This is a genomic window from Shinella zoogloeoides (genome assembly GCF_020883495.1).
Taxonomy (GTDB): Bacteria; Pseudomonadota; Alphaproteobacteria; order Rhizobiales; family Rhizobiaceae; genus Shinella; species Shinella zoogloeoides.
On record NZ_CP086610.1, the window covers coordinates 1,693,142 to 1,711,204 of the forward strand.

Genomic DNA, 18,063 nt, shown 5'->3' on the forward strand with positions numbered 1-18,063 from the left:
CCACCGCACTTGAGACCCCGGGCCGGCTCTGCAATGGTCGGCCCAACGAGAATCCCATAGGAGAATAAAATGGACGTACGCGCCGCCGTCGCCGTTCAGGCCGGCAAACCGCTTGAAATCATGACCGTACAGCTCGAAGGCCCGCGCGCCGGCGAAGTGCTGGTCGAGGTGAAGGCGACCGGCATCTGCCACACGGACGATTTCACCCTGTCGGGCGCCGACCCGGAAGGCCTCTTCCCCGCGATTCTCGGCCATGAGGGCGCGGGCGTCGTGGTCGATGTCGGCCCGGGCGTCACCTCGGTGAAGAAGGGCGACCATGTCATCCCGCTCTACACGCCGGAATGCCGCGAGTGCTATTCCTGCCTTTCGCGCAAGACGAACCTGTGCACCGCCATCCGCGCCACGCAGGGCCAGGGCCTGATGCCCGACGGCACGTCCCGCTTCTCCATCGGCAAGGACAAGATCCATCACTATATGGGCTGCTCGACCTTCGCCAATTACACGGTCCTGCCGGAAATCGCGCTCGCCAAGGTCAACCCGGACGCCCCCTTCGACAAGATCTGCTACATCGGCTGCGGCGTGACGACCGGCATCGGCGCGGTCATCAACACGGCCAAGGTCGAGATCGGCTCGACGGCCGTGGTCTTCGGCCTCGGCGGCATCGGCCTCAACGTGCTGCAGGGCCTTCGCCTTGCCGGCGCGGACATGATCATCGGCGTCGACATCAACCCCGACCGCAAGGCATGGGGCGAGAAATTCGGCATGACGCATTTCGTCAACCCGAAGGAGGTGGGCGAGGACATCGTGCCCTATCTCGTCAACATGACGAAGCGCAACGGCGACCTGATCGGCGGGGCGGACTACACGTTCGACTGCACGGGTAACACCAAGGTGATGCGTCAGGCGCTGGAATCGGCCCATCGCGGCTGGGGCAAGTCGGTCATCATCGGCGTTGCCGGCGCGGGGCAGGAAATCTCCACCCGCCCGTTCCAGCTCGTTACCGGCCGCCAGTGGATGGGCACGGCCTTCGGCGGCGCGCGCGGCCGCACGGACGTGCCGAAGATCGTCGACTGGTACATGGACGGCAAGATCCAGATCGACCCGATGATCACGCATACGATGCCGCTCGAAGAGATCAACACCGGCTTCGATCTCATGCATTCGGGCAAGTCCATCCGCGGCGTGGTCGTCTATTGATGACGGCATCCGCCTATAGTGTCGACGTGCGCCGGCTGGAGGCTTTCTCCGCCGGCGAACTCTACGCGCTGCTCAGGCTGCGCGTGGACGTCTTCGTCGTCGAGCAGGCCTGCGCCTATCCGGAGCTGGATGGCAAGGATGAGGCCGCGCTGCATCTCCGGCTGCTGATCGACGGCGAAACGGCGGGCTATGCGCGGCTATGGCGCCCCGAAAACGCGCCGCCGCGCATCGGCCGCGTGCTCATCGCGCCGGCCCATCGCGGCAAACGCCTCGGCGAGGCGCTGATGCGCGAGGCGATCCGGGCCTGCGAAACGCAGTTCCCGGGCACGCCCATCGCGCTTTCCGCGCAAAGCCATCTGGAGCATTTCTACCGCTCGCTCGGCTTCGCGCCGACCTCGGCGGAATATGTCGAGGACGGGATTCCGCATATCGACATGCTGCGTGCGACCAGCGAAGCTTGACCGCATTGCCACGGCAAGGAAAGGTCAAGAGAAAGATAACCGGATGATCGAGGATCTACCCACCATCTTCGTCGATGCCGACGCCTGCCCGGTCAAGCCGGAAATCCTGAAGGTGGCGGAGCGTCATGGCCTGCCGGTGACGTTCGTGGCGAATTCCGGGCTTCGCCCGTCGCGCGATCCCATGGTGCGCAACGTCATCGTGTCGGGCGCGTTCGATGCCGCCGACAACTGGATCGCGGAGAATGTCCGCGAGGGCGATATCGTCATCACCGCGGACGTGCCGCTCGCCGGGCGCACGGTCGCCAGCGGCGCGCATGTCACCGGGCCGACCGGCCGGCTGTTCGACAAGACCAATATCGGCATGGCGAGCGCCATGCGCGACCTCGGGGCGCATCTGCGCGAGACGGGCGAGAGCAAAGGCTACAATGCCGCCTTCTCGCCGCGCGACCGTTCCGCTTTCCTCGAAACGCTCGACCGCCTGTGCCGTCGCGCGAAGAATGCGCGGACGGGCGAATGACGGGCAAGCCGGGGCGCAGGATCTACGGGCGGCACGTGCCCTTCTATGCCGGGCTCGGCGCAGCGGCGCTCGGCCTTGCGGGCGCGCTGTGGCTGAAGCCGGATTTCGCCATCGACATCGCGGCCATCGCCTTCTTCCTGAGCTATCTGCTCCTGACCGCATGGCGCCTGCCGCATCTGACGGCGGCCTACCTCGAGCACTATGCGACCGATGCCGACGAGCCGGCCGCCATCATCTTCGCCGTCACCTTCGCGGCCGTCGCGGTCTCGATCGGCTCGCTCTTCGTCGTGCTGGCAAGGCCCACGACGACGGGCGTCGAGTTCGTGTTCGCCGCCGCTTCGGTCGCCCTCGGCTGGCTTACCATCCACACCATGGCGGCGCTGCATTATGCCCATCTCTACTGGCGGCCGGGCAGCACGGAAGCGAACCGGGACGCCGGCAGGAGCCTTACCTTCCCCGGCGACGCGCCGCCATGCGCCTACGATTTCCTCTACTTCGCCTTCGTCATCGGCATGACGGCGCAGACCTCGGATGTCGCGATCACCTCGACGGCGATGCGCAAGGTCAACCTGCTGCACGCCGTCGTCTCCTTCTTCTTCAACACGGTGCTGGTCGCCGCCGCGGTGAATGCGGCGGTCTCCCTCGCCTCGTGAAACCCCTTGGAGTTCCAACATGAAAGTGCTTTCCCAGAACACGGCCTTCGGCGGCATGCAGGGCGTCTTCGCCCATGATTCCGAAGCCTGCAAATGCGAGATGACCTTCGCCGTCTTCGTGCCGCCGCAGGCGATCTTCGAGCCGCGGCCGGTGCTCTGGTATCTCTCCGGCCTCACCTGCACCCATGCCAATGTGATGGAGAAGGGCGAATATCGTCGTCTGGCCGCAGAACTCGGCCTCATCGTCGTGTGCCCGGACGTCAGCCCGCGCGGCGACGACGTGCCGGACGAGATCACCAACTGGCAGATGGGCAAGGGCGCGGGCTTCTATCTCGACGCCACCGAAGCGCCCTGGGCGGAAAACTTCCAGATGTACAGCTACGTCGCGGAAGAGCTGCCGAACTTCCTGCGCCAGCATTTCCGCATGGACATGGACCGCCAGGGCATCTTCGGCCATTCGATGGGCGGCCATGGCGCAATGACCCTCGCGCTCAAGCATCCCGACCGGTTCAAGAGCTGCTCGGCCTTCGCGCCCATCGTCGAGCCGTCCACCGCGGACTGGTCCGCGCCGGCCTTCGAAAAGTATCTCGGCGCGGACAAGGCGGCGTGGCGCGAATACGACGCCTGCGCGCTCGTTGCGGACGGCGCGCGCTTCCCCGAATTCCTGATCGACCAGGGCAAGGCGGACGGTTTCCTCGAAAACGGCCTGCGGCCCTGGCTCTTCGAAGAGGCGATCAAGGATACGGATATCAAGCTGACGCTGCGCATGCACGAGCGCTACGACCACTCCTACTACTTCATCTCGACCTTCATGGACGATCACCTGAAATGGCACGCCGAGCGCCTCGGATAATGAGATGTGGCGGGGGCGCATGGCTGGCATGCCGCCCCTGCCCTTGCCCTTGCCATAGGGATAAGCGATAGTCCGCCCCGGTAGACGGCTACCACCGGACAGGGTTCGGTCACGAACGCGGGGACGGCCTCGCTCCCTTGAAACGGAGTAGGCGCAATGCCCTGGATTCTCCTCACCCTCGCAGGTCTCTTCGAAATCGGCTGGGCCATCGGCCTGAAATATACCGACGGCTTCACCCGTCCGCTTCCGACCGTCCTGACGGCCGGCTCCATGCTGGTCAGCATCGTGCTTCTCGGCCTTGCCGTGAAGACGCTGCCCATGGGCACCGCCTATGCGATCTGGACCGGCATCGGCACGGTCGGCACGGTCATTCTCGGCATCGTGCTCTTCGCCGAGCCGGTGACCGCCATGCGCCTCGGCTGCATCGCCCTCATCGTCACCGGCATTCTCGGCCTGAAGTTCGTCGCCTGACGGCGGATTGTTTCAGCCGGACAGGCTTTGCATTCCCTTCCGTTCGCTCGGAAGGGAATGCTTTCGCACGCTATCAGCGCGGAACATCGGCAAGCACGGTGGCGGCGATGTCCAGTTCTTCACGGCGCAGCTCCCGGCGGCGGAAGGCCTCTTCATCGGTGCCCCAATGCTCGATCTGCCAGTCCTCGTCGATATGGGCGAGCGACCAGGCCTTGTCGGCATCGATCACGCCTTCGGCGAGCGCCAGTCCCAGCAGCGCCGAGCCGGTCAGCGTCGTGACGGTGTGCACGCAGGCGAGCGCCAGCGGATCGCGCCAGTTCGAGAGCGCGGCGGCGAAAGCCTCTATCGCCTGCGCCGGCTGCTCCCGATGCATCACCCCTTCCACGAGAATGAAGCGCGCACCCTTGGCCTCCGCCGCCCAGCGCAGGACCGGGTCCCAGCCGTCGCGCTGGCGATCCACGAGACCGGCCGGCGAATCCGCGCGGTAGCACAGCATGTCCGTGCCGGAGAACCGCACGATCTCCTCGAAGACCGCATCGAGATTGTCCGCGACGCCGTCGATGGCCGTGTTGACGAGGCGCGTCACCGGCATTTTCGCGGGGTCGATCTCCTCGCCCTGCCCGTCCCACTCGGCGGCAAGGCGCGCGGCGATGGCGTCAGTCGGCACGGCCAGCAGCTTCTTGCCGGGCGTGCGCACGGGGCGGCCGTCGAGCAGGATGCGGAAGCCTTCATCCGTCCGGTCGGTGGAGACAGCCTTGTAGAAACGCTTCGGCAGCGGGCGCTTCATCTGAATCTGCGCGCGGCGAACCGGATCGGGATCGCTCATCGCATCGGAAAGGTCGCTCAGGATGTCACGCATCGGAAATCTCCAGCCATTCGAGAAGGTCGGCGGGTGTGCGCAGAATGTGATCCGCGCCGGCCTCGACCAGTTCGGGCACCGAGGCATAGCCCCAGGACACGCCGATCGCCTTCGCCCCGGCCGCCTTCGCCATCTGCATATCGTAGATCGCATCGCCGATGACAACCGTGCGGGCCGCATCGATGCCCGCCTCGCTGCAGCATTCCGTCACCATGGCCGGATGCGGCTTGGACGGGCAATCGTCCGCCGTGCGCGACACGAAGAAGGTCTTGTCGAAGCCGTGTGTCGCGCGGATGAGATCGAGGCCGCGGCGCGACTTGCCGGTGACGGCCCCCAGAAGAAGGTCGTCCTCACGCTCCAGCCGCGTCATCATATCCGCGATGCCCGGGAAAAGTGGCTCCTGAAAACCGGCCTCGGCGCGCACGCCCATATAGGTCGCCTTGTAATGCGCGGTCATCGCCAGCGCCTCGTCGTCGACATGCGGCTTGCCCTGCATGCGGGCAATGGCGATGTCGAGCGTCAGCCCGATGATCGCCTTGGTCTCGGATACATCCGGCCGCGCATGGCCGAAATCGACGAAGGTGCGGGCCATGACCTCATGGATCAGCTTCGCGCTGTCGACCAGCGTGCCGTCGCAATCGAAAAGAACGAGGCGCATCAGTCGTCGTCCCCGTCCGCCGCGTTCTGGTCGAAGCCGAAGAGGTTCCACGTCTGCACCATATGCGGCGGCAGCGGCGCGGTCACACGCAGGCGTCCGCCGGAAGGATGCGGAATGTCGATATGGCGGGCATGGAGATGCAGGCGGTTCTGCACGCCGCCCGGGAAATTCCAGTTGGTGTCCGCGTCGAAATACTTCGGATCGCCGAGGATCGGGTGGCCGATATGGGCGGCATGCACGCGAAGCTGATGGGTGCGGCCCGTATAAGGCTCCATCTCCAGCCATGCGAAGTTCTGCCCCGCCTGCTCCACGACCCGGTAGAAGGAGACGGCATGGTCCGCACCATCCTCGCCATGCTTGGCGATGCGCATGCGGTCGCCATCCGGCGTCTGCTCCTTGACGAGCCAGGTGGAAATCTTGTCTTCCCGCTTCTTCGGCACGCCCTTGACGATGGACCAGTAGGTCTTCTTGGTGTCGCGCTCGCGGAAGGCGGCGGTGAGCTTCTGCGCCGCGCCGCGCGTGCGGGCAATCACGAGCACGCCCGACGTGTCGCGATCGAGGCGATGCACGAGGCGCGGCTTCTCGCCCTTCTGGCTCGTCCAGGCTTCCAGCATCTTGTCGATATGCCGCGTGACGCCCGAACCGCCCTGCACGGCGATGCCCGCCGGCTTGTTGAGCACGAACACCTTGTCGTCCTCATGCAGAAGCATGCGGGCAAGCAGTTCGCCATCGGGGGAATGTTTCAGGTCGCGGCCGGCGATGGGGCCGGATTTCGGCGCCTTCGCATCCACCTCCATGGGCGGGATGCGGATCGTCTGGCCGGGCTGCACGCGCGTATCGCTCTTGGCGCGCCCACCATCGATGCGCACCTGACCGGAGCGCAGCAATTTCTGGAGCTGGCCGAAGCCGAGGCCCGGATAATGGACCTTGAACCACCGGTCGAGGCGCATGCCCGCCTCGTCGTTGTCCACCTGCTTGTGTTCGATGCCTGCCATCTTCGCCTTCTTTCGTTGCGCCGTGCTTTAGCGCAAGAAGGCCCTGAGGGGAACAGTCTAGAAGGCGCGGAAGGTCAGCGTCGTCAGCGAGCGCACGATGCCCGGGATGGAGGCGACGTGATCGTTGATGAACTTGCCGATGTCCTCCTCGCTCTCGACATAGATCTTGAGCAGCAGGTCGTAGTCGCCGCTGGTGGAATAAAGCTCCGAGATGAGTTCCGTTGCGTAAAGCGCATCGGCGACCTCGTAAGTCTTGCCCGGAGCGCATTGCAATTGCACGAAAATCGGCTTCATCGGTCCTCCCGCGCCATCGGCGGCATGCTGATCGGCCGCACGATTCCGGCGGCATCCTGCATTCCTTATGGCGGAAGATGGCTGCCGAAGGCAAGGCCGGCCGGAATTCGGACAGATCGTTAAAGTTCGATGAAAATACAACCGCCGCGCTTCACATCCACGAAAGGCGCAACTGTTAAATTCCATGAACCAACCGAACCCGATGAAGCGCCATGACCCAGATCGTGACAGTCTCGCCGGCCACCGCCGCCTATGCATCGCAGGGGATGAAATCCAACGCGCGTGCCAGCACGCTGTTCGAGGAGCGCATCCAGCACTGGAGCCATGTCGCCAAGGCCGGCGGCGACGGGCGCACGGTCGCATGGCTCAATGTCGTCATGCCGCCCGCCCTCGCCCTTGCCCTCATCACCGCGCCGAACGATGCCTCGAAGGTGACCGTCGCCGAAGCGCAGCGGCTCTACGATGAGAACGGATCGCCCGAAATACCCTGAGCTTCCACGACAGCAGCCGTCCTCCAGCCTCCCTTGCCCCCTTTCCGGGGGTTTTCTTTTGCCATTTGCGGCGAACGACAAAAATTTGTTCGGCAGCGACGCCGCCTCTTGCCAAAGCGCAGGCAAGGCCGTTATCTGGAACCGACCTCGCTGGGAGAAGCCGGCCGCTTTGCAAGAAGTGGTGCCGGTGCCGAAGGAGCAACCGCCCCGGAAACTCTCAGGCAAAAGGACCAGCAAGGTGCCGTCGGAACTCTGGAGAGAAGCGTTTTCACGCTCGCCGAAGGGATAACAATCTCAGGCGAAGGGACAGAGGGGGCTCAGGAGAACGGCGCAATTGCGCCTGATTGTGAGCCGGCGCCCGGAGGGATTTTGGGTGCCCAAGGACTGGAGGGCGCCTTTTGGACGGATCGTCTGAACTCAAGAAAACACCGCTTCACGTGCTGAACGTATCGCTCGGCGGCCGCATGGTGCCGTTCGCCGGCTACGAGATGCCCGTGCAGTATACCGCCGGGGTGATGAAGGAACACCTGCACACCCGCGCCGCCGCCGGTCTCTTCGACGTGTCCCACATGGGTCAGGTCACCGTGCGCGCCCGCTCCGGCGACAATGCCGATGCCGCCCGCGCGCTCGAAACGCTGGTGCCGGTCGATGTGGTCGGCCTCGGCGAAGGCCGCCAGCGCTACGCGCTCTTCACCAATGACGAAGGCGGCATCCTCGACGACCTGATGATCGCCAATCGCGGCGACCACTTCTATGTCGTCGTCAACGCGGCCTGCAAGGACGCGGATTTCGCCCATATGCAGGCGAAGATCGGCGACGTCTGCGAGCTGACGCTGCATGACGACCGCGCGCTGGTCGCGCTGCAAGGGCCGCATGCCGAGGCGGTTCTGGCGGAACTGTGGGCCGACATTTCATCCATGAAGTTCATGGACGTGCGCGCCTGCGACCTGCACGACGCCGACTGCATCGTCTCCCGCTCCGGCTATACCGGCGAGGACGGCTTCGAAATCTCCATTCCCGCAGCCCTTGCCGAAACCGTCTGTCGCCGCCTGCTCGACCATCCGGACGTGCTGCCGATCGGCCTCGGCGCACGCGATTCGCTGCGTCTGGAAGCCGGCCTCTGCCTCTACGGCAACGATATCGACACGAGCACGACGCCGGTCGAAGGCGGTCTCGAATGGGCGATCCAGAAGGTGCGCCGCAAGGGCGGTGAGCGCGAAGGCGGCTTCCCCGGCGCGTCCGTCATCCTCGACCAGCTTGAAAACGGTGCCGACCGCCGCCGCATTGGCCTGCGTGCCGAAGGCCGCGCGCCCGTTCGCGCCGGCGCGGTGCTCGCCACCGATGCCGAAGGCGAGGACGTCGTCGGTACGGTGACTTCCGGCGGCTTCGGCCCGAATGTCGATGGCCCCGTCGCCATGGGCTATGTCGCCAAATCCGCCATCGCCCCCGGCACGCAGCTCTATGCCGGCGTGCGCGGAAAGTTTCTGCCGGTCACCGTATCGGCCATGCCCTTCGTCAAGAACACCTTCAAACGCTGACAACAGCCGCCGGCTACCACTTCATCGAGAGGAACGAACATGCTGAAATTTACCGAAGAACACGAGTGGCTGAAGATCGAAGGCGGCGTTGCGACCGTCGGCATCACGACGCACGCGGCCGAACAGCTCGGCGACCTCGTCTTCGTCGAACTGCCGGAGGTCGGCGCGACCTTCGAGAAGGGCGGCGATGCGGCCACCGTCGAGAGCGTGAAGGCCGCCTCCGACGTCTATTGTCCGCTTGACGGCGAGATCGTCGAAGTCAACGAGGCCATCACGGCCGATCCCTCCCTCGTCAACAGCGACCCGCAGGGTGCCGGCTGGTTCTTCAAGCTGAAGCTCGCCAACCCGGCCGATGCGGACGGCCTGATGGACGAATCCGCCTACAAGGAGCTTGTCGGCTGATGTCTCTTCCCAAGGACTTTGCCTTTACCGATTACCAGCCCTACGACTTCGCCAACCGTCGCCATATCGGCCCCTCGCCGAAGGAGATGGAGGCGATGCTGAAGGTGATCGGCTATCCGAGCCTCGACGCGCTGATCGACGACACGGTTCCCAAATCGATCCGCCAGACCAAGCCGCTGGAATGGGGCGCGCCCATGACCGAGCGCGAGGCGCTCGACAAGCTGCGCGAGACCGCCAACCGCAACAAGAAGCTCGTCTCGCTGATCGGCCAGGGTTACTACGGCACGATCACGCCGCCGGTCATCCAGCGCAACATCCTGGAAAACCCCGCCTGGTACACGGCCTATACGCCCTACCAGCCGGAAATCAGCCAGGGCCGCCTCGAAGCGCTCATCAACTACCAGACCATGGTCTGCGACCTGACCGGCCTCGATGTCGCCAATGCCTCGCTGCTCGACGAGGCGACCGCCGCCGCGGAAGCCATGGCCATGGCCCAGCGTGTGGCGAAGTCCAAGGCGACCGCCTTCTTCGTCGACGAGAACTGCCACCCGCAGACCATCGCGCTGCTGAAGACCCGTTCCGAACCGCTCGGCTGGACCATCGTCGTCGGCGATCCCTTCACCGATCTCGACCCGGTCGACGTCTTCGGCGCGATCTTCCAGTATCCCGGCACCTACGGCCATGTGCGTGACTTCACGGGCCTCATCGCCCGGCTGCACCAGACCGGCGCCATCGCCGTCGTCGCCGCCGATCCGCTGGCCCTCGCCCTCCTCAAGTCGCCCGGCGACATGGATGCGGATATCGCCATCGGCTGCACCCAGCGCTTCGGCGTGCCGGTCGGCTACGGCGGCCCGCATGCGGCCTATATGGCCGTCAAGGATGCCTACAAGCGCTCCATGCCCGGCCGCCTCGTCGGCGTCTCCATCGATGCCCGCGGCAACCGCGCCTATCGCCTGTCGCTCCAGACGCGCGAGCAGCACATCCGCCGCGAAAAGGCGACGTCGAACATCTGCACCGCGCAGGTGCTGCTCGCCGTCATGGCCTCGATGTATGCCGTCTTCCACGGCCCGCAGGGCCTGAAGGCGATTGCGCAGAGCGTACACCAGAAGACCGTGCGCCTTGCCAAGGGCCTCGAAAAGCTCGGCTATACCGTCGAGCCGGATGTCTTCTTCGATACGATCACCGTTCATGTCGGCAAGCTGCAGGGCATCATCCTGAAGACGGCCGTCGCGGAAGAGGTGAACCTGCGCAAGATCGGCGACGACCGCATCGGCATCAGCCTCGACGAGCGCTCGCGCCCCGTCACGCTGGAAGCCGTCTGGCGCGCCTTCGGCGGCGATTTCGAAGTGGCGGAGTTCGAGCCGGATTACCGTCTGCCGGAAGACCTGCTGCGCACCAGCGAATACCTGACGCATCCGATCTTCCACATGAACCGCGCCGAAAGCGAGATGGTGCGCTACATCCGCCGCCTCTCCGACCGCGACCTCGCGCTCGACCGTGCGATGATCCCGCTCGGCTCCTGCACGATGAAGCTGAACGCCACGGCGGAAATGCTGCCCATCACCTGGCCGGAATTCTCGGAGATCCATCCCTTCGTTCCCGCCGACCAGGCGCAGGGCTACCGGCATCTCATCGAGGACCTGTCGCAGAAGCTCTGCGACATCACCGGCTACGACGCCCTCTCCATGCAGCCGAATTCCGGCGCGCAGGGTGAATATGCCGGCCTCCTGACGATCCGCGCCTATCACCTCGCCAATGGCGACACGCACCGCGACGTCTGCCTCATCCCGACCTCCGCGCACGGCACCAATCCAGCCTCCGCGCAGATGGCCGGCATGAAGGTCGTCGTCGTGAAAGTGTCGGAAAACGGCGACATCGACATGGGCGATTTCCGTGCGAAAGCAGAGCAATACGCGGAAAACCTCTCCTGCTGCATGATCACCTACCCCTCTACGCACGGCGTCTTCGAGGAGAACGTGCGCGAGGTCTGCGAGATCGTCCACAAGCATGGCGGACAGGTCTACATGGACGGCGCCAACATGAACGCGATGGTCGGTCTTGCGCGGCCGGGCGACATCGGCGGCGACGTCTCGCACCTCAACCTGCACAAGACCTTCTGCATCCCGCATGGCGGCGGCGGTCCCGGCATGGGCCCGATCGGCGTCAAGGCGCATCTCGCCCCGCACCTGCCCGGCCATCCGGATATTCCGGGCCTCGGCGGCACGGGCGCGGTGTCGGCGGCTCCCTTCGGCTCGGCCTCCATCCTGCCGATCTCCTGGAGCTACTGCCTGATGATGGGCGGCGAAGGGCTGACGCAGGCGACGAAGGTGGCGATCCTCAACGCCAACTACATCGCCGCCCGCCTCAAGGGCGCTTACGACGTGCTCTACAAGTCCGCCAAGGGCCGCGTGGCGCATGAATGCATCATCGACACGCGTCCGCTCGCCGAAAGCGCGGGCGTCACGGTCGACGACGTCGCCAAGCGCCTCATCGATAGCGGCTTCCACGCCCCGACCATGAGCTGGCCGGTCGCCGGCACGCTGATGATCGAGCCGACGGAATCGGAAACCAAGGCCGAGATCGACCGCTTCTGCGACGCCATGCTGGCGATCCGCGAGGAAGCGCGCGCCATCGAGGAAGGCCGCATGGACCCGGTCAACAACCCGCTGAAGAACGCGCCGCATACGGTGGAAGACCTCGTCGGCGAATGGGATCGTCCCTATTCGCGCGAACAGGCCTGCTACCCGCCGGGCGCCTTCCGCGTCGACAAGTACTGGTCGCCGGTCAACCGCGTGGACAATGTCTACGGCGACCGCAACCTCGTCTGCTCATGCCCGCCGCTCGAGGACTATGCGGAAGCAGCCGAATAAGACGGCGCCATAAAACTTATGCCCCGGCCGATCCTATCGGCCGGGGCTTTTCCTTTTCGGGCAGGGAACAGGTCAGGGCGAGACGGCGACGTCCACCCAGAAGCGGGTAAAGCCCTCGGCGAATTCGCGATAGCCGCTGCGCGTGGAGGGTTTCACGGCATAGGCATTGGCGCCGTTTTCATAGGCTCGGCTGACATCGACCATACTTGCCGACGACGACAGCATGATGACCGGCGTAACGGCCGTGCGCGCCCGGGCGCGCAGGCGCTTCAGGAGATCCATGCCGCTGGTGCCGGGCATGTTGATATCGAGCAGGATATAATCGAAGGCTTCGCGGTCCAGCCGGTCGCTGGCGATATCCGCATCCGCGACATGGACGATCTCGACGGGGCTGCCGGCATCGCTGAAGGCGCGCATCACGAAACGCACATCCACGGGGTCGTCATCGACCACGATCAGCTTTCTAGGCGAGCCCGCCACGATCGCTTCCCTTCGGCTTCATGGGTTGCGGAAACGTTACCACGAAGCGTGCGCCCGGAGCATAGCTCGTGTCAAGCGCTATAACGCCATTATGGCTCTCGACGATCCGCCGCGCCAGCGCCAGGCCGACACCAGTGCCCTGATAGACCGTCTCGTCACGATGAAGCCGCTGGAAGACCTCGAAGATCCGCCCGACATGCTGCGGATCGATGCCGATCCCGTCATCTTCCACGACGAGATCGACGCCCCGCAGCCCCTGCCGGGAATAGACGCGCACGCAGGGCGCCTCGCCCGGCCGGCAATATTTCAGCGCATTGCCGATGAGGTTCTGCGCCAGCCGCTTCAAGAGCTCATGATCGCCCAGCACCTCGGGCAGCGGCTGGATATCCACATGCCCGCCGCTTTCCTCAACATGCCCCTCCAGCAGCGCCAGCGCATCGCGCACCACGCCGGAGAGCGCGACGGGCTTCGGCGTGGCGATGCGATAGGCGATCTGCGAGAACTCCAGCAGGCTATCGATGATGCGGCGCATGCGGGCCGCGCTCTTGCGCACATGATCGGCATAGTGCGGCAGCTCCTCGAACTCGCCGCGATGAAGGTCCTCGGAGATCATCTCCGCGAACATGGAAAGGTGGCGAAGCGGGGCCTTCAGGTCATGCGAGACCGTGGCGGTGAACTGGTCCAGCGCCTCGTTCTTGCGGCGCAGCTCGTTTGTCTGCGCCTCCACCTGCCGCTGCTGGCGCTTGGCCTGCGTTATATCGCGCCCGACAGTGACCACCTCGGCGACACCCTCCTCGTCGAAGATCGCCACGGCCGTCCACAACACCCAGTTCTCCTCGCCGTTCGGCCCCTCGCTGCAGACTTCCTGCGAGCGCACCGGCTCCTCGCGCGTGTAGCGCGTCACCTGGGCGAGCAGCGCCCGCTGCTCGGGGTTACGGGCGAATTCGGCTAGATTTCGCCCGATCACCTCCTCCGCGCGCAGGCCGACGCGGCCGGCGAACTTGTCGTTGGCGAAACGGATGACGAGGTTCCTGTCGAAGCGCAGGATCATGTCGGGCAGGATTTGCAGCAGGGAGAAATATTCGCGCCGCCTCGCCTCCAGCGCCGCCTCCGCCCGCTTCAGTTCCGATATGTCGACGCGCATCGCGACGATATCGCCGGTCTCGGCGACGTGGCTCTCCCCGCGGATCCAGCGATCCTTGCCAAACTCGAAGACAGCGCCGCCGCTGCCGGTGTTCCGGTGGCTTTGAAGGCGCGACTGCACCATCGCCTCGGCTTCGGGCGTGCCCTCCACGAGGCCGGGAAACATGCCGACGCGGATATTCGCGCGCGTGATGCTTTCCAGCGTCGCGCCGACGCGCACGGCATCGCGCGCCGGGCCGCAGCGCTCCTTGTAGGAGCGGTTGAACATCACGAGACGCTCCGCCGCATCGAAGATCGCAAAGCCCTCCGTCATCGTATCGAGGGCGGCGGCGATGCGCTGGCCGAGCAGAATCTGCTCACCATGGCTGCCACCGCTCAGGAGGCTGCGCAGCAGGAGGGCATAGCGCGCGCCATCCGGCGCATCCGGCAGGGCGATGACGTGGGAACTCGCCTCGAAGACCGAGCCATTTTCATGCCGGAAGGCGAAGGCATGGGCATTTTCCCGCCCTTCCGAGGCATGGCGGACAAGGAGCGCGGCGGGATCCCCGCCGTCGATCACCGCAAGGGCAAGCGGTTTGCGGCCATCGCGGCTCCAGCCGAAGGTACGGGCGGCGGCCACGTTATGGGAAACGACACGGGCTTGAGCATCCACGATGAGAACGGGAAAAGGCAGGTTCTCGTAAAGTACCTCGGCAAAGCCGGTCATCGCGCGCGCCCTTCTGCCTGGCGGTCACACCGGCACGGAGCGCAGACTAGGCAAAAGCTCCGGTGAAGGAAACCCCGCGCGATCAGGCGCGCACCGTCGGCTGGCCGGCGGCGGCCAGCGCCGCAAGGTCCGCAGGCTTCAGCTCGACCGATTCACCGCAGCCGCAGGCGGATGTCTGGTTCGGGTTATGGAAGGTGAAGCCGGAACGCAGGGTCGTCACCTCGAAATCCATCTGCGTGCCGAGAAGATAGAGCACGGCCTCGGGGGCAACCCAGACGCGCGCGCCGTTCAGCTCGATCAGGTCGTCCTTGGCGTTGGGTTCGGTCACGAGATCGACGGAATATTCCATTCCGGCGCAACCGCCCTTCTTGATGCCGACGCGGATGCCCTTGGCATCGCCGCCGGCATTGTCGACGATCGCCTTGACGCGGTTCGCCGCCGCATCGGTCAGTATCATGACGGCAAAGGCCATGGTCCGTATCTCCTTCAACCTGACGGGTTCAAGGCCCGATGGTTTCCGAATCTGAATCTAGTGATCGGCGGTTAAGCGATCAATACCAGCCGACGGCGACCTGCGCCTCTTCCGACATGCGGTCCGGCGTCCACGGCGGATCGAAGGTCATCCTGACCTCGACGCCGGACACGCCTTCCACGGCGCCCACGGCATTTTCCACCCAGCCCGGCATCTCGCCGGCAACGGGGCAACCCGGCGCGGTCAGCGTCATGTCGATCTTGACCATGCGGTCGTCTTCGATGTCGATCTTGTAGATCAGGCCGAGCTCGAAGATGTCGGCCGGGATTTCCGGGTCGTAGACCGTCTTCAGGGCGGAAATGACGTCGTCGCTGAGACGCGCCAGCTCATCGGCCGGGATCGCCGAATGAACGATGCCGTCGCGGACGTCGATCTTGTCTTGCGTTGCATCAAGGGACATGGGCCTGCTCCTAGGCGAAAAACTTGCGGGCATGGTCGAGCGCATCGGCCAATGCATCGACCTCAGCGCGCGTATTGTAGAGGCCGAACGATGCCCGGCATGTGGAGGTGACGCCGAAGCGTTTCAAGAGCGGCTGGGCGCAATGGGTGCCGGCGCGCACCGCGACCCCTGCCCGGTCGATGACCATCGACACGTCATGGGCATGGATGCCTTCCAGCTCGAAGGAGAAGATGGATCCTTTACCCGGCGCGGTGCCGAAGATGCGCAGCGAATTGATCGCCGACAGCCGCTCATGGGCATAGTCGCGCAAATCGGCTTCATGGGCCGAGATCGCCGCACGGCCGATCTTTTCCATATAGTCCAGCGCATAGCCGAGGCCGATCGCCTGCACGATGGGCGGCGTGCCGGCCTCGAAACGGTGCGGCGGGTCGTTATAGGTGACGATATCCTCGCTCACCTCGACGATCATCTCGCCGCCGCCCTGGAACGGACGCATCTCTTTCAGTCGGTCCATCTTGCCATAGAGCACGCCGATGCCCGAGGGGCCGTACAGCTTGTGGCCGGTCATCACGTACCAGTCGCAATCGATGTCGCGCACGTCGACCGGCATATGCACAGCGCCCTGCGAACCGTCCACCAGCACCGGAATGCCGCGCTCGCGGGCGATGCGGCAGACTTCCTTGACCGGAACGATGGTGCCGAGCGCATTCGACATATGCGTGATGGCGATGAGCTTGGTGCGCTCCGTCAGGCACTTTTCGAATTCTTCGATCTGGAACGCGCCGGTTTCATCGACGGGCGCCCAGACGAGTTTGGCGCCCTGCCGCTCGCGGATGAAATGCCACGGCACGATGTTGGAATGGTGCTCCATGATCGAAAGGACGATCTCGTCGCCCTCGCCGATCTTCGGCATGCCATAGCCGTAGGCGACGGTATTGATCGCCTCGGTCGAGGACTTCGTGAAGATCACCTCGTCGACCGACGAGGCGTTCAGGAAACGGCGCACCTTTTCGCGCGCCGCCTCATAGGCGTCCGTCGCAGCATTCGACAGGAAGTGGAGGCCGCGATGCACATTGGCATATTCGTTCGAATAGGCATGCGCGACCGCGTCGATCACCACCTGCGGCTTCTGCGCCGAAGCGCCGTTGTCGAGATAGACCAGCGGCTTGCCATAGACCGTTTTCGACAGGATGGGGAAATCCTTGCGGATCGCCTCGACGTCGTAGGCCAGTGCGGGTGCGTGTTCCATCTCGATCGTCCTAAACTAGGCGTGCTTTTCCAGCCAGGCGGCGATGATGCCTTCCAGCGCTTCGACCAGCGGCTCGTCTTCCAGCTCTTCGACGATCTCGGCGACGAAGGCGTTGACCAGCATGGCGCGCGCCTTGTTTTCCGGGATGCCGCGCGCCATCAGGTAATAGAGCTGCGTATGGTCGATATCGATCACGGTCGCGCCGTGGCCGCACTGCACGTCGTCGGCGAAGATTTCCAGCTCCGGCTTGGCGGAGAAGTCGGCTTCGTCGGAGAGCAGCAGCGTGTTGCACGACATCTTGGCGTCGGTCTTCTGCGCATCCGGCGCAACGCGGATCTGGCCCTGGAAGACGCCGCGCGCGCGATCGAAGATCACGTTGCGGATGACTTCGCTCGACGTCGTGTTGGGCACGTCATGGACGACCGTGAAGGTCACGTCATTGTGCGTCTCGCCGCCGAGCAGGTTGATGCCACGCAGCGCCAGGTCCGAGCCCTCGCCTGAAACGACCACATGGATTTCCTGCCGCACGAGCTTGCCGCCGGCATTGACCACATAGAGGCGAAGCTTCGCGTCGGTGCCGAGCGTGATGCGGATCTGGCCGAGATGCGTATCCGCCGCGCCCTGCGTCTGCAGGATGATCCAGGTGATCTCCGCGCCGTCGGCAAGCGTGATATCGCTGACCGTCGTCACGAAAGCGGCGCTCTCGCCGCCGGCCACATGGCGCTCGATGACGGTCGCCTTCGTATGGGCGCCGAAGGTCGCCGGGAAGCGCGTATGCGTCTGGCCGGCATTCTGCACCGTCTGGATTTCGAGCGGGGCTTCCAGCTCCGTGCCGGCCGGCACGTCGAGCACGAAACCGTCGCGCACGAAAGCGCCGTTGATGCGGCCGATGGCGTCGTCGCCGTCACGGGCGGCAAGGCCGGCAGCGGCGGCACCGTCCGCCAGCGCATCCTTGAAGGCGCGAACCGTCACGCCCTGGGCCGTCGCACGGGCGTCGGCAAGGCCGTTGGCGACCGAAAGCACGGCCGAGCCCTCGACCAGCGGACCGACCTTGGCGACCGAAGCCGCAGGGTCGAAGGCCGGAACGGCGCGCAGCAGCGCCTTGAGGTCCGTATAGTGCCAGGCTTCCACGCGGCGCGTCGGAAGGCCGGCGGCCTTGAAGTCGCTGATCAGCGTATCGCGGGCGGCCAGAACCGCGCCGTCGCCCGGCAGGTCGCCGATGGCGTTGTCATAGGCTTCGCAAAGCGCGGTTTCGGCGACCGAAAGCTTCATGCCTGTCTGCATGTTCATGGAA

Annotated in this window: 20 protein-coding genes and 1 riboswitch; of the genes, 10 read left to right on the top strand and 10 right to left on the bottom strand. The window is 65.0% G+C overall.

The window, feature by feature from the left end; translation table 11 throughout:
- Positions 1-69 precede the first annotated feature (69 nt).
- The 6 genes from K8M09_RS08590 (at position 70) to sugE (ending at position 4,152) form a co-directional block, all read left to right on the top strand.
- A complete protein-coding gene (locus K8M09_RS08590) occupies positions 70-1,197 on the top strand; it encodes an S-(hydroxymethyl)glutathione dehydrogenase/class III alcohol dehydrogenase (RefSeq protein WP_160784330.1) in 1,128 nt (375 codons plus the stop codon).
- Complete coding sequence (locus K8M09_RS08595; RefSeq protein ID WP_160784331.1) at positions 1,197-1,658, top strand: GNAT family N-acetyltransferase; 462 nt, start codon at positions 1,197-1,199, stop codon at positions 1,656-1,658. The genes K8M09_RS08590 and K8M09_RS08595 overlap by 1 nt, the downstream gene beginning before the upstream one ends.
- 43 nt (positions 1,659-1,701) lie before the next feature.
- A complete protein-coding gene (locus K8M09_RS08600) occupies positions 1,702-2,175 on the top strand; it encodes a YaiI/YqxD family protein (RefSeq protein WP_160784332.1) in 474 nt (157 codons plus the stop codon).
- Entirely contained in the window at positions 2,172-2,828 is a 657-nt protein-coding gene (locus K8M09_RS08605; RefSeq protein ID WP_160784333.1) for a DUF1345 domain-containing protein, read from the top strand. Before K8M09_RS08600 ends, K8M09_RS08605 begins: the two co-directional genes overlap by 4 nt.
- A 19-nt stretch (positions 2,829-2,847) precedes the next feature.
- Positions 2,848-3,681: an S-formylglutathione hydrolase gene (gene fghA, locus K8M09_RS08610; protein WP_160784334.1), complete on the top strand. Its 834-nt coding sequence runs from the start codon at positions 2,848-2,850 to the stop codon at positions 3,679-3,681.
- 156 nt (positions 3,682-3,837) lie between these two features.
- Complete coding sequence (gene sugE, locus K8M09_RS08615; RefSeq protein ID WP_160784335.1) at positions 3,838-4,152, top strand: quaternary ammonium compound efflux SMR transporter SugE; 315 nt, start codon at positions 3,838-3,840, stop codon at positions 4,150-4,152.
- A gap of 73 nt (positions 4,153-4,225) precedes the next feature.
- Here the strand turns inward: sugE and K8M09_RS08620 are convergent, their stop codons facing one another.
- Genes K8M09_RS08620 through K8M09_RS08635 form a run of 4 tightly spaced genes read right to left on the bottom strand, consistent with a single transcriptional unit; the run spans position 4,226 to position 6,958 of the window.
- The gene (locus K8M09_RS08620) at positions 4,226-5,011 is read right to left on the bottom strand and encodes an ATP12 family chaperone protein (RefSeq protein ID WP_160784336.1); all 786 of its coding nucleotides are present in this window, start codon (positions 5,009-5,011) and stop codon (positions 4,226-4,228) included.
- Entirely contained in the window at positions 5,004-5,669 is a 666-nt protein-coding gene (locus tag K8M09_RS08625; RefSeq protein ID WP_160784337.1) for an HAD-IA family hydrolase, read from the bottom strand. Before K8M09_RS08625 ends, K8M09_RS08620 begins: the two co-directional genes overlap by 8 nt.
- A complete protein-coding gene (locus K8M09_RS08630) occupies positions 5,669-6,664 on the bottom strand; it encodes an RluA family pseudouridine synthase (RefSeq protein WP_160784338.1) in 996 nt (331 codons plus the stop codon). Before K8M09_RS08630 ends, K8M09_RS08625 begins: the two co-directional genes overlap by 1 nt.
- A gap of 57 nt (positions 6,665-6,721) precedes the next feature.
- Positions 6,722-6,958, bottom strand: coding sequence for an Lrp/AsnC ligand binding domain-containing protein (locus K8M09_RS08635; RefSeq protein WP_160784339.1), 237 nt, complete (start codon positions 6,956-6,958; stop codon positions 6,722-6,724).
- Positions 6,959-7,170: 212 nt separating this feature from the next.
- On the opposite strand from K8M09_RS08635, the gene K8M09_RS08640 reads away from it, so the two are divergent.
- From K8M09_RS08640 to gcvP, 4 genes are all read left to right on the top strand, one after another.
- Positions 7,171-7,449, top strand: a complete 279-nt coding sequence (locus K8M09_RS08640; RefSeq protein ID WP_160784340.1) for a hypothetical protein — start codon at positions 7,171-7,173, stop codon at positions 7,447-7,449.
- A gap of 141 nt (positions 7,450-7,590) precedes the next feature.
- Positions 7,591-7,692: riboswitch (glycine riboswitch) on the top strand.
- A gap of 155 nt (positions 7,693-7,847) precedes the next feature.
- Complete coding sequence (gene gcvT / locus K8M09_RS08645) at positions 7,848-8,987, top strand: glycine cleavage system aminomethyltransferase GcvT (protein ID WP_160784341.1); 1,140 nt, start codon at positions 7,848-7,850, stop codon at positions 8,985-8,987.
- 39 nt (positions 8,988-9,026) lie between these two features.
- Positions 9,027-9,389 (top strand): glycine cleavage system protein GcvH, encoded by a 363-nt coding sequence (gcvH, locus tag K8M09_RS08650; protein ID WP_160784342.1) that lies wholly within the window; start codon positions 9,027-9,029, stop codon positions 9,387-9,389.
- Entirely contained in the window at positions 9,389-12,259 is a 2,871-nt protein-coding gene (gene gcvP / locus K8M09_RS08655) for an aminomethyl-transferring glycine dehydrogenase (protein ID WP_160784343.1), read from the top strand. Before gcvH ends, gcvP begins: the two co-directional genes overlap by 1 nt.
- A 72-nt stretch (positions 12,260-12,331) precedes the next feature.
- Here the strand turns inward: gcvP and K8M09_RS08660 are convergent, their stop codons facing one another.
- From K8M09_RS08660 to sufD, 6 genes are all read right to left on the bottom strand, one after another.
- The gene (locus tag K8M09_RS08660) at positions 12,332-12,739 is read right to left on the bottom strand and encodes a response regulator (RefSeq protein ID WP_160784344.1); all 408 of its coding nucleotides are present in this window, start codon (positions 12,737-12,739) and stop codon (positions 12,332-12,334) included.
- Positions 12,723-14,588 (bottom strand): PAS domain S-box protein, encoded by a 1,866-nt coding sequence (locus K8M09_RS08665; RefSeq protein WP_160784345.1) that lies wholly within the window; start codon positions 14,586-14,588, stop codon positions 12,723-12,725. The genes K8M09_RS08660 and K8M09_RS08665 overlap by 17 nt, the downstream gene beginning before the upstream one ends.
- Positions 14,589-14,670: 82 nt before the next feature.
- Positions 14,671-15,060: a Fe-S cluster assembly scaffold SufA gene (sufA, locus tag K8M09_RS08670; RefSeq protein ID WP_160784346.1), complete on the bottom strand. Its 390-nt coding sequence runs from the start codon at positions 15,058-15,060 to the stop codon at positions 14,671-14,673.
- 79 nt (positions 15,061-15,139) lie between these two features.
- Positions 15,140-15,520 carry an SUF system Fe-S cluster assembly protein gene (locus K8M09_RS08675; RefSeq protein ID WP_160784347.1) on the bottom strand — a complete coding sequence of 127 codons (381 nt, stop codon included), beginning with the start codon at positions 15,518-15,520 and terminating at the stop codon, positions 15,140-15,142.
- Between the two features lie 10 nt (positions 15,521-15,530).
- Positions 15,531-16,769: a cysteine desulfurase gene (locus K8M09_RS08680; protein WP_160784348.1), complete on the bottom strand. Its 1,239-nt coding sequence runs from the start codon at positions 16,767-16,769 to the stop codon at positions 15,531-15,533.
- Positions 16,770-16,784: 15 nt separating this feature from the next.
- On the bottom strand, positions 16,785-18,059 hold the full coding sequence (sufD, locus tag K8M09_RS08685) for a Fe-S cluster assembly protein SufD (RefSeq protein WP_160784349.1): 1,275 nt from the start codon (positions 18,057-18,059) through the stop codon (positions 16,785-16,787).
- Positions 18,060-18,063: the final 4 nt, after the last annotated feature.

Bases quoted from the DNA above. Each gene is read 5' to 3' on its own strand.
- K8M09_RS08590 (WP_160784330.1), top strand. From the start codon at position 70: ATGGACGTACGCGCCGCCGTCGCCGTTCAGGCCGGCAAACCGCTTGAA.
- K8M09_RS08595 (WP_160784331.1), top strand. From the start codon at position 1,197: ATGACGGCATCCGCCTATAGTGTCGACGTGCGCCGGCTGGAGGCTTTC.
- K8M09_RS08600 (WP_160784332.1), top strand. From the start codon at position 1,702: ATGATCGAGGATCTACCCACCATCTTCGTCGATGCCGACGCCTGCCCG.
- K8M09_RS08605 (WP_160784333.1), top strand. From the start codon at position 2,172: ATGACGGGCAAGCCGGGGCGCAGGATCTACGGGCGGCACGTGCCCTTC.
- fghA (WP_160784334.1), top strand. From the start codon at position 2,848: ATGAAAGTGCTTTCCCAGAACACGGCCTTCGGCGGCATGCAGGGCGTC.
- sugE (WP_160784335.1), top strand. From the start codon at position 3,838: ATGCCCTGGATTCTCCTCACCCTCGCAGGTCTCTTCGAAATCGGCTGG.
- K8M09_RS08620 (WP_160784336.1), bottom strand. From the start codon at position 5,011: ATGCGTGACATCCTGAGCGACCTTTCCGATGCGATGAGCGATCCCGAT.
- K8M09_RS08625 (WP_160784337.1), bottom strand. From the start codon at position 5,669: ATGCGCCTCGTTCTTTTCGATTGCGACGGCACGCTGGTCGACAGCGCG.
- K8M09_RS08630 (WP_160784338.1), bottom strand. From the start codon at position 6,664: ATGGCAGGCATCGAACACAAGCAGGTGGACAACGACGAGGCGGGCATG.
- K8M09_RS08635 (WP_160784339.1), bottom strand. From the start codon at position 6,958: ATGAAGCCGATTTTCGTGCAATTGCAATGCGCTCCGGGCAAGACTTAC.
- K8M09_RS08640 (WP_160784340.1), top strand. From the start codon at position 7,171: ATGACCCAGATCGTGACAGTCTCGCCGGCCACCGCCGCCTATGCATCG.
- gcvH (WP_160784342.1), top strand. From the start codon at position 9,027: ATGCTGAAATTTACCGAAGAACACGAGTGGCTGAAGATCGAAGGCGGC.
- gcvP (WP_160784343.1), top strand. From the start codon at position 9,389: ATGTCTCTTCCCAAGGACTTTGCCTTTACCGATTACCAGCCCTACGAC.
- K8M09_RS08665 (WP_160784345.1), bottom strand. From the start codon at position 14,588: ATGACCGGCTTTGCCGAGGTACTTTACGAGAACCTGCCTTTTCCCGTT.
- sufA (WP_160784346.1), bottom strand. From the start codon at position 15,060: ATGGCCTTTGCCGTCATGATACTGACCGATGCGGCGGCGAACCGCGTC.
- K8M09_RS08675 (WP_160784347.1), bottom strand. From the start codon at position 15,520: ATGTCCCTTGATGCAACGCAAGACAAGATCGACGTCCGCGACGGCATC.
- K8M09_RS08680 (WP_160784348.1), bottom strand. From the start codon at position 16,769: ATGGAACACGCACCCGCACTGGCCTACGACGTCGAGGCGATCCGCAAG.
- sufD (WP_160784349.1), bottom strand. From the start codon at position 18,059: ATGAACATGCAGACAGGCATGAAGCTTTCGGTCGCCGAAACCGCGCTT.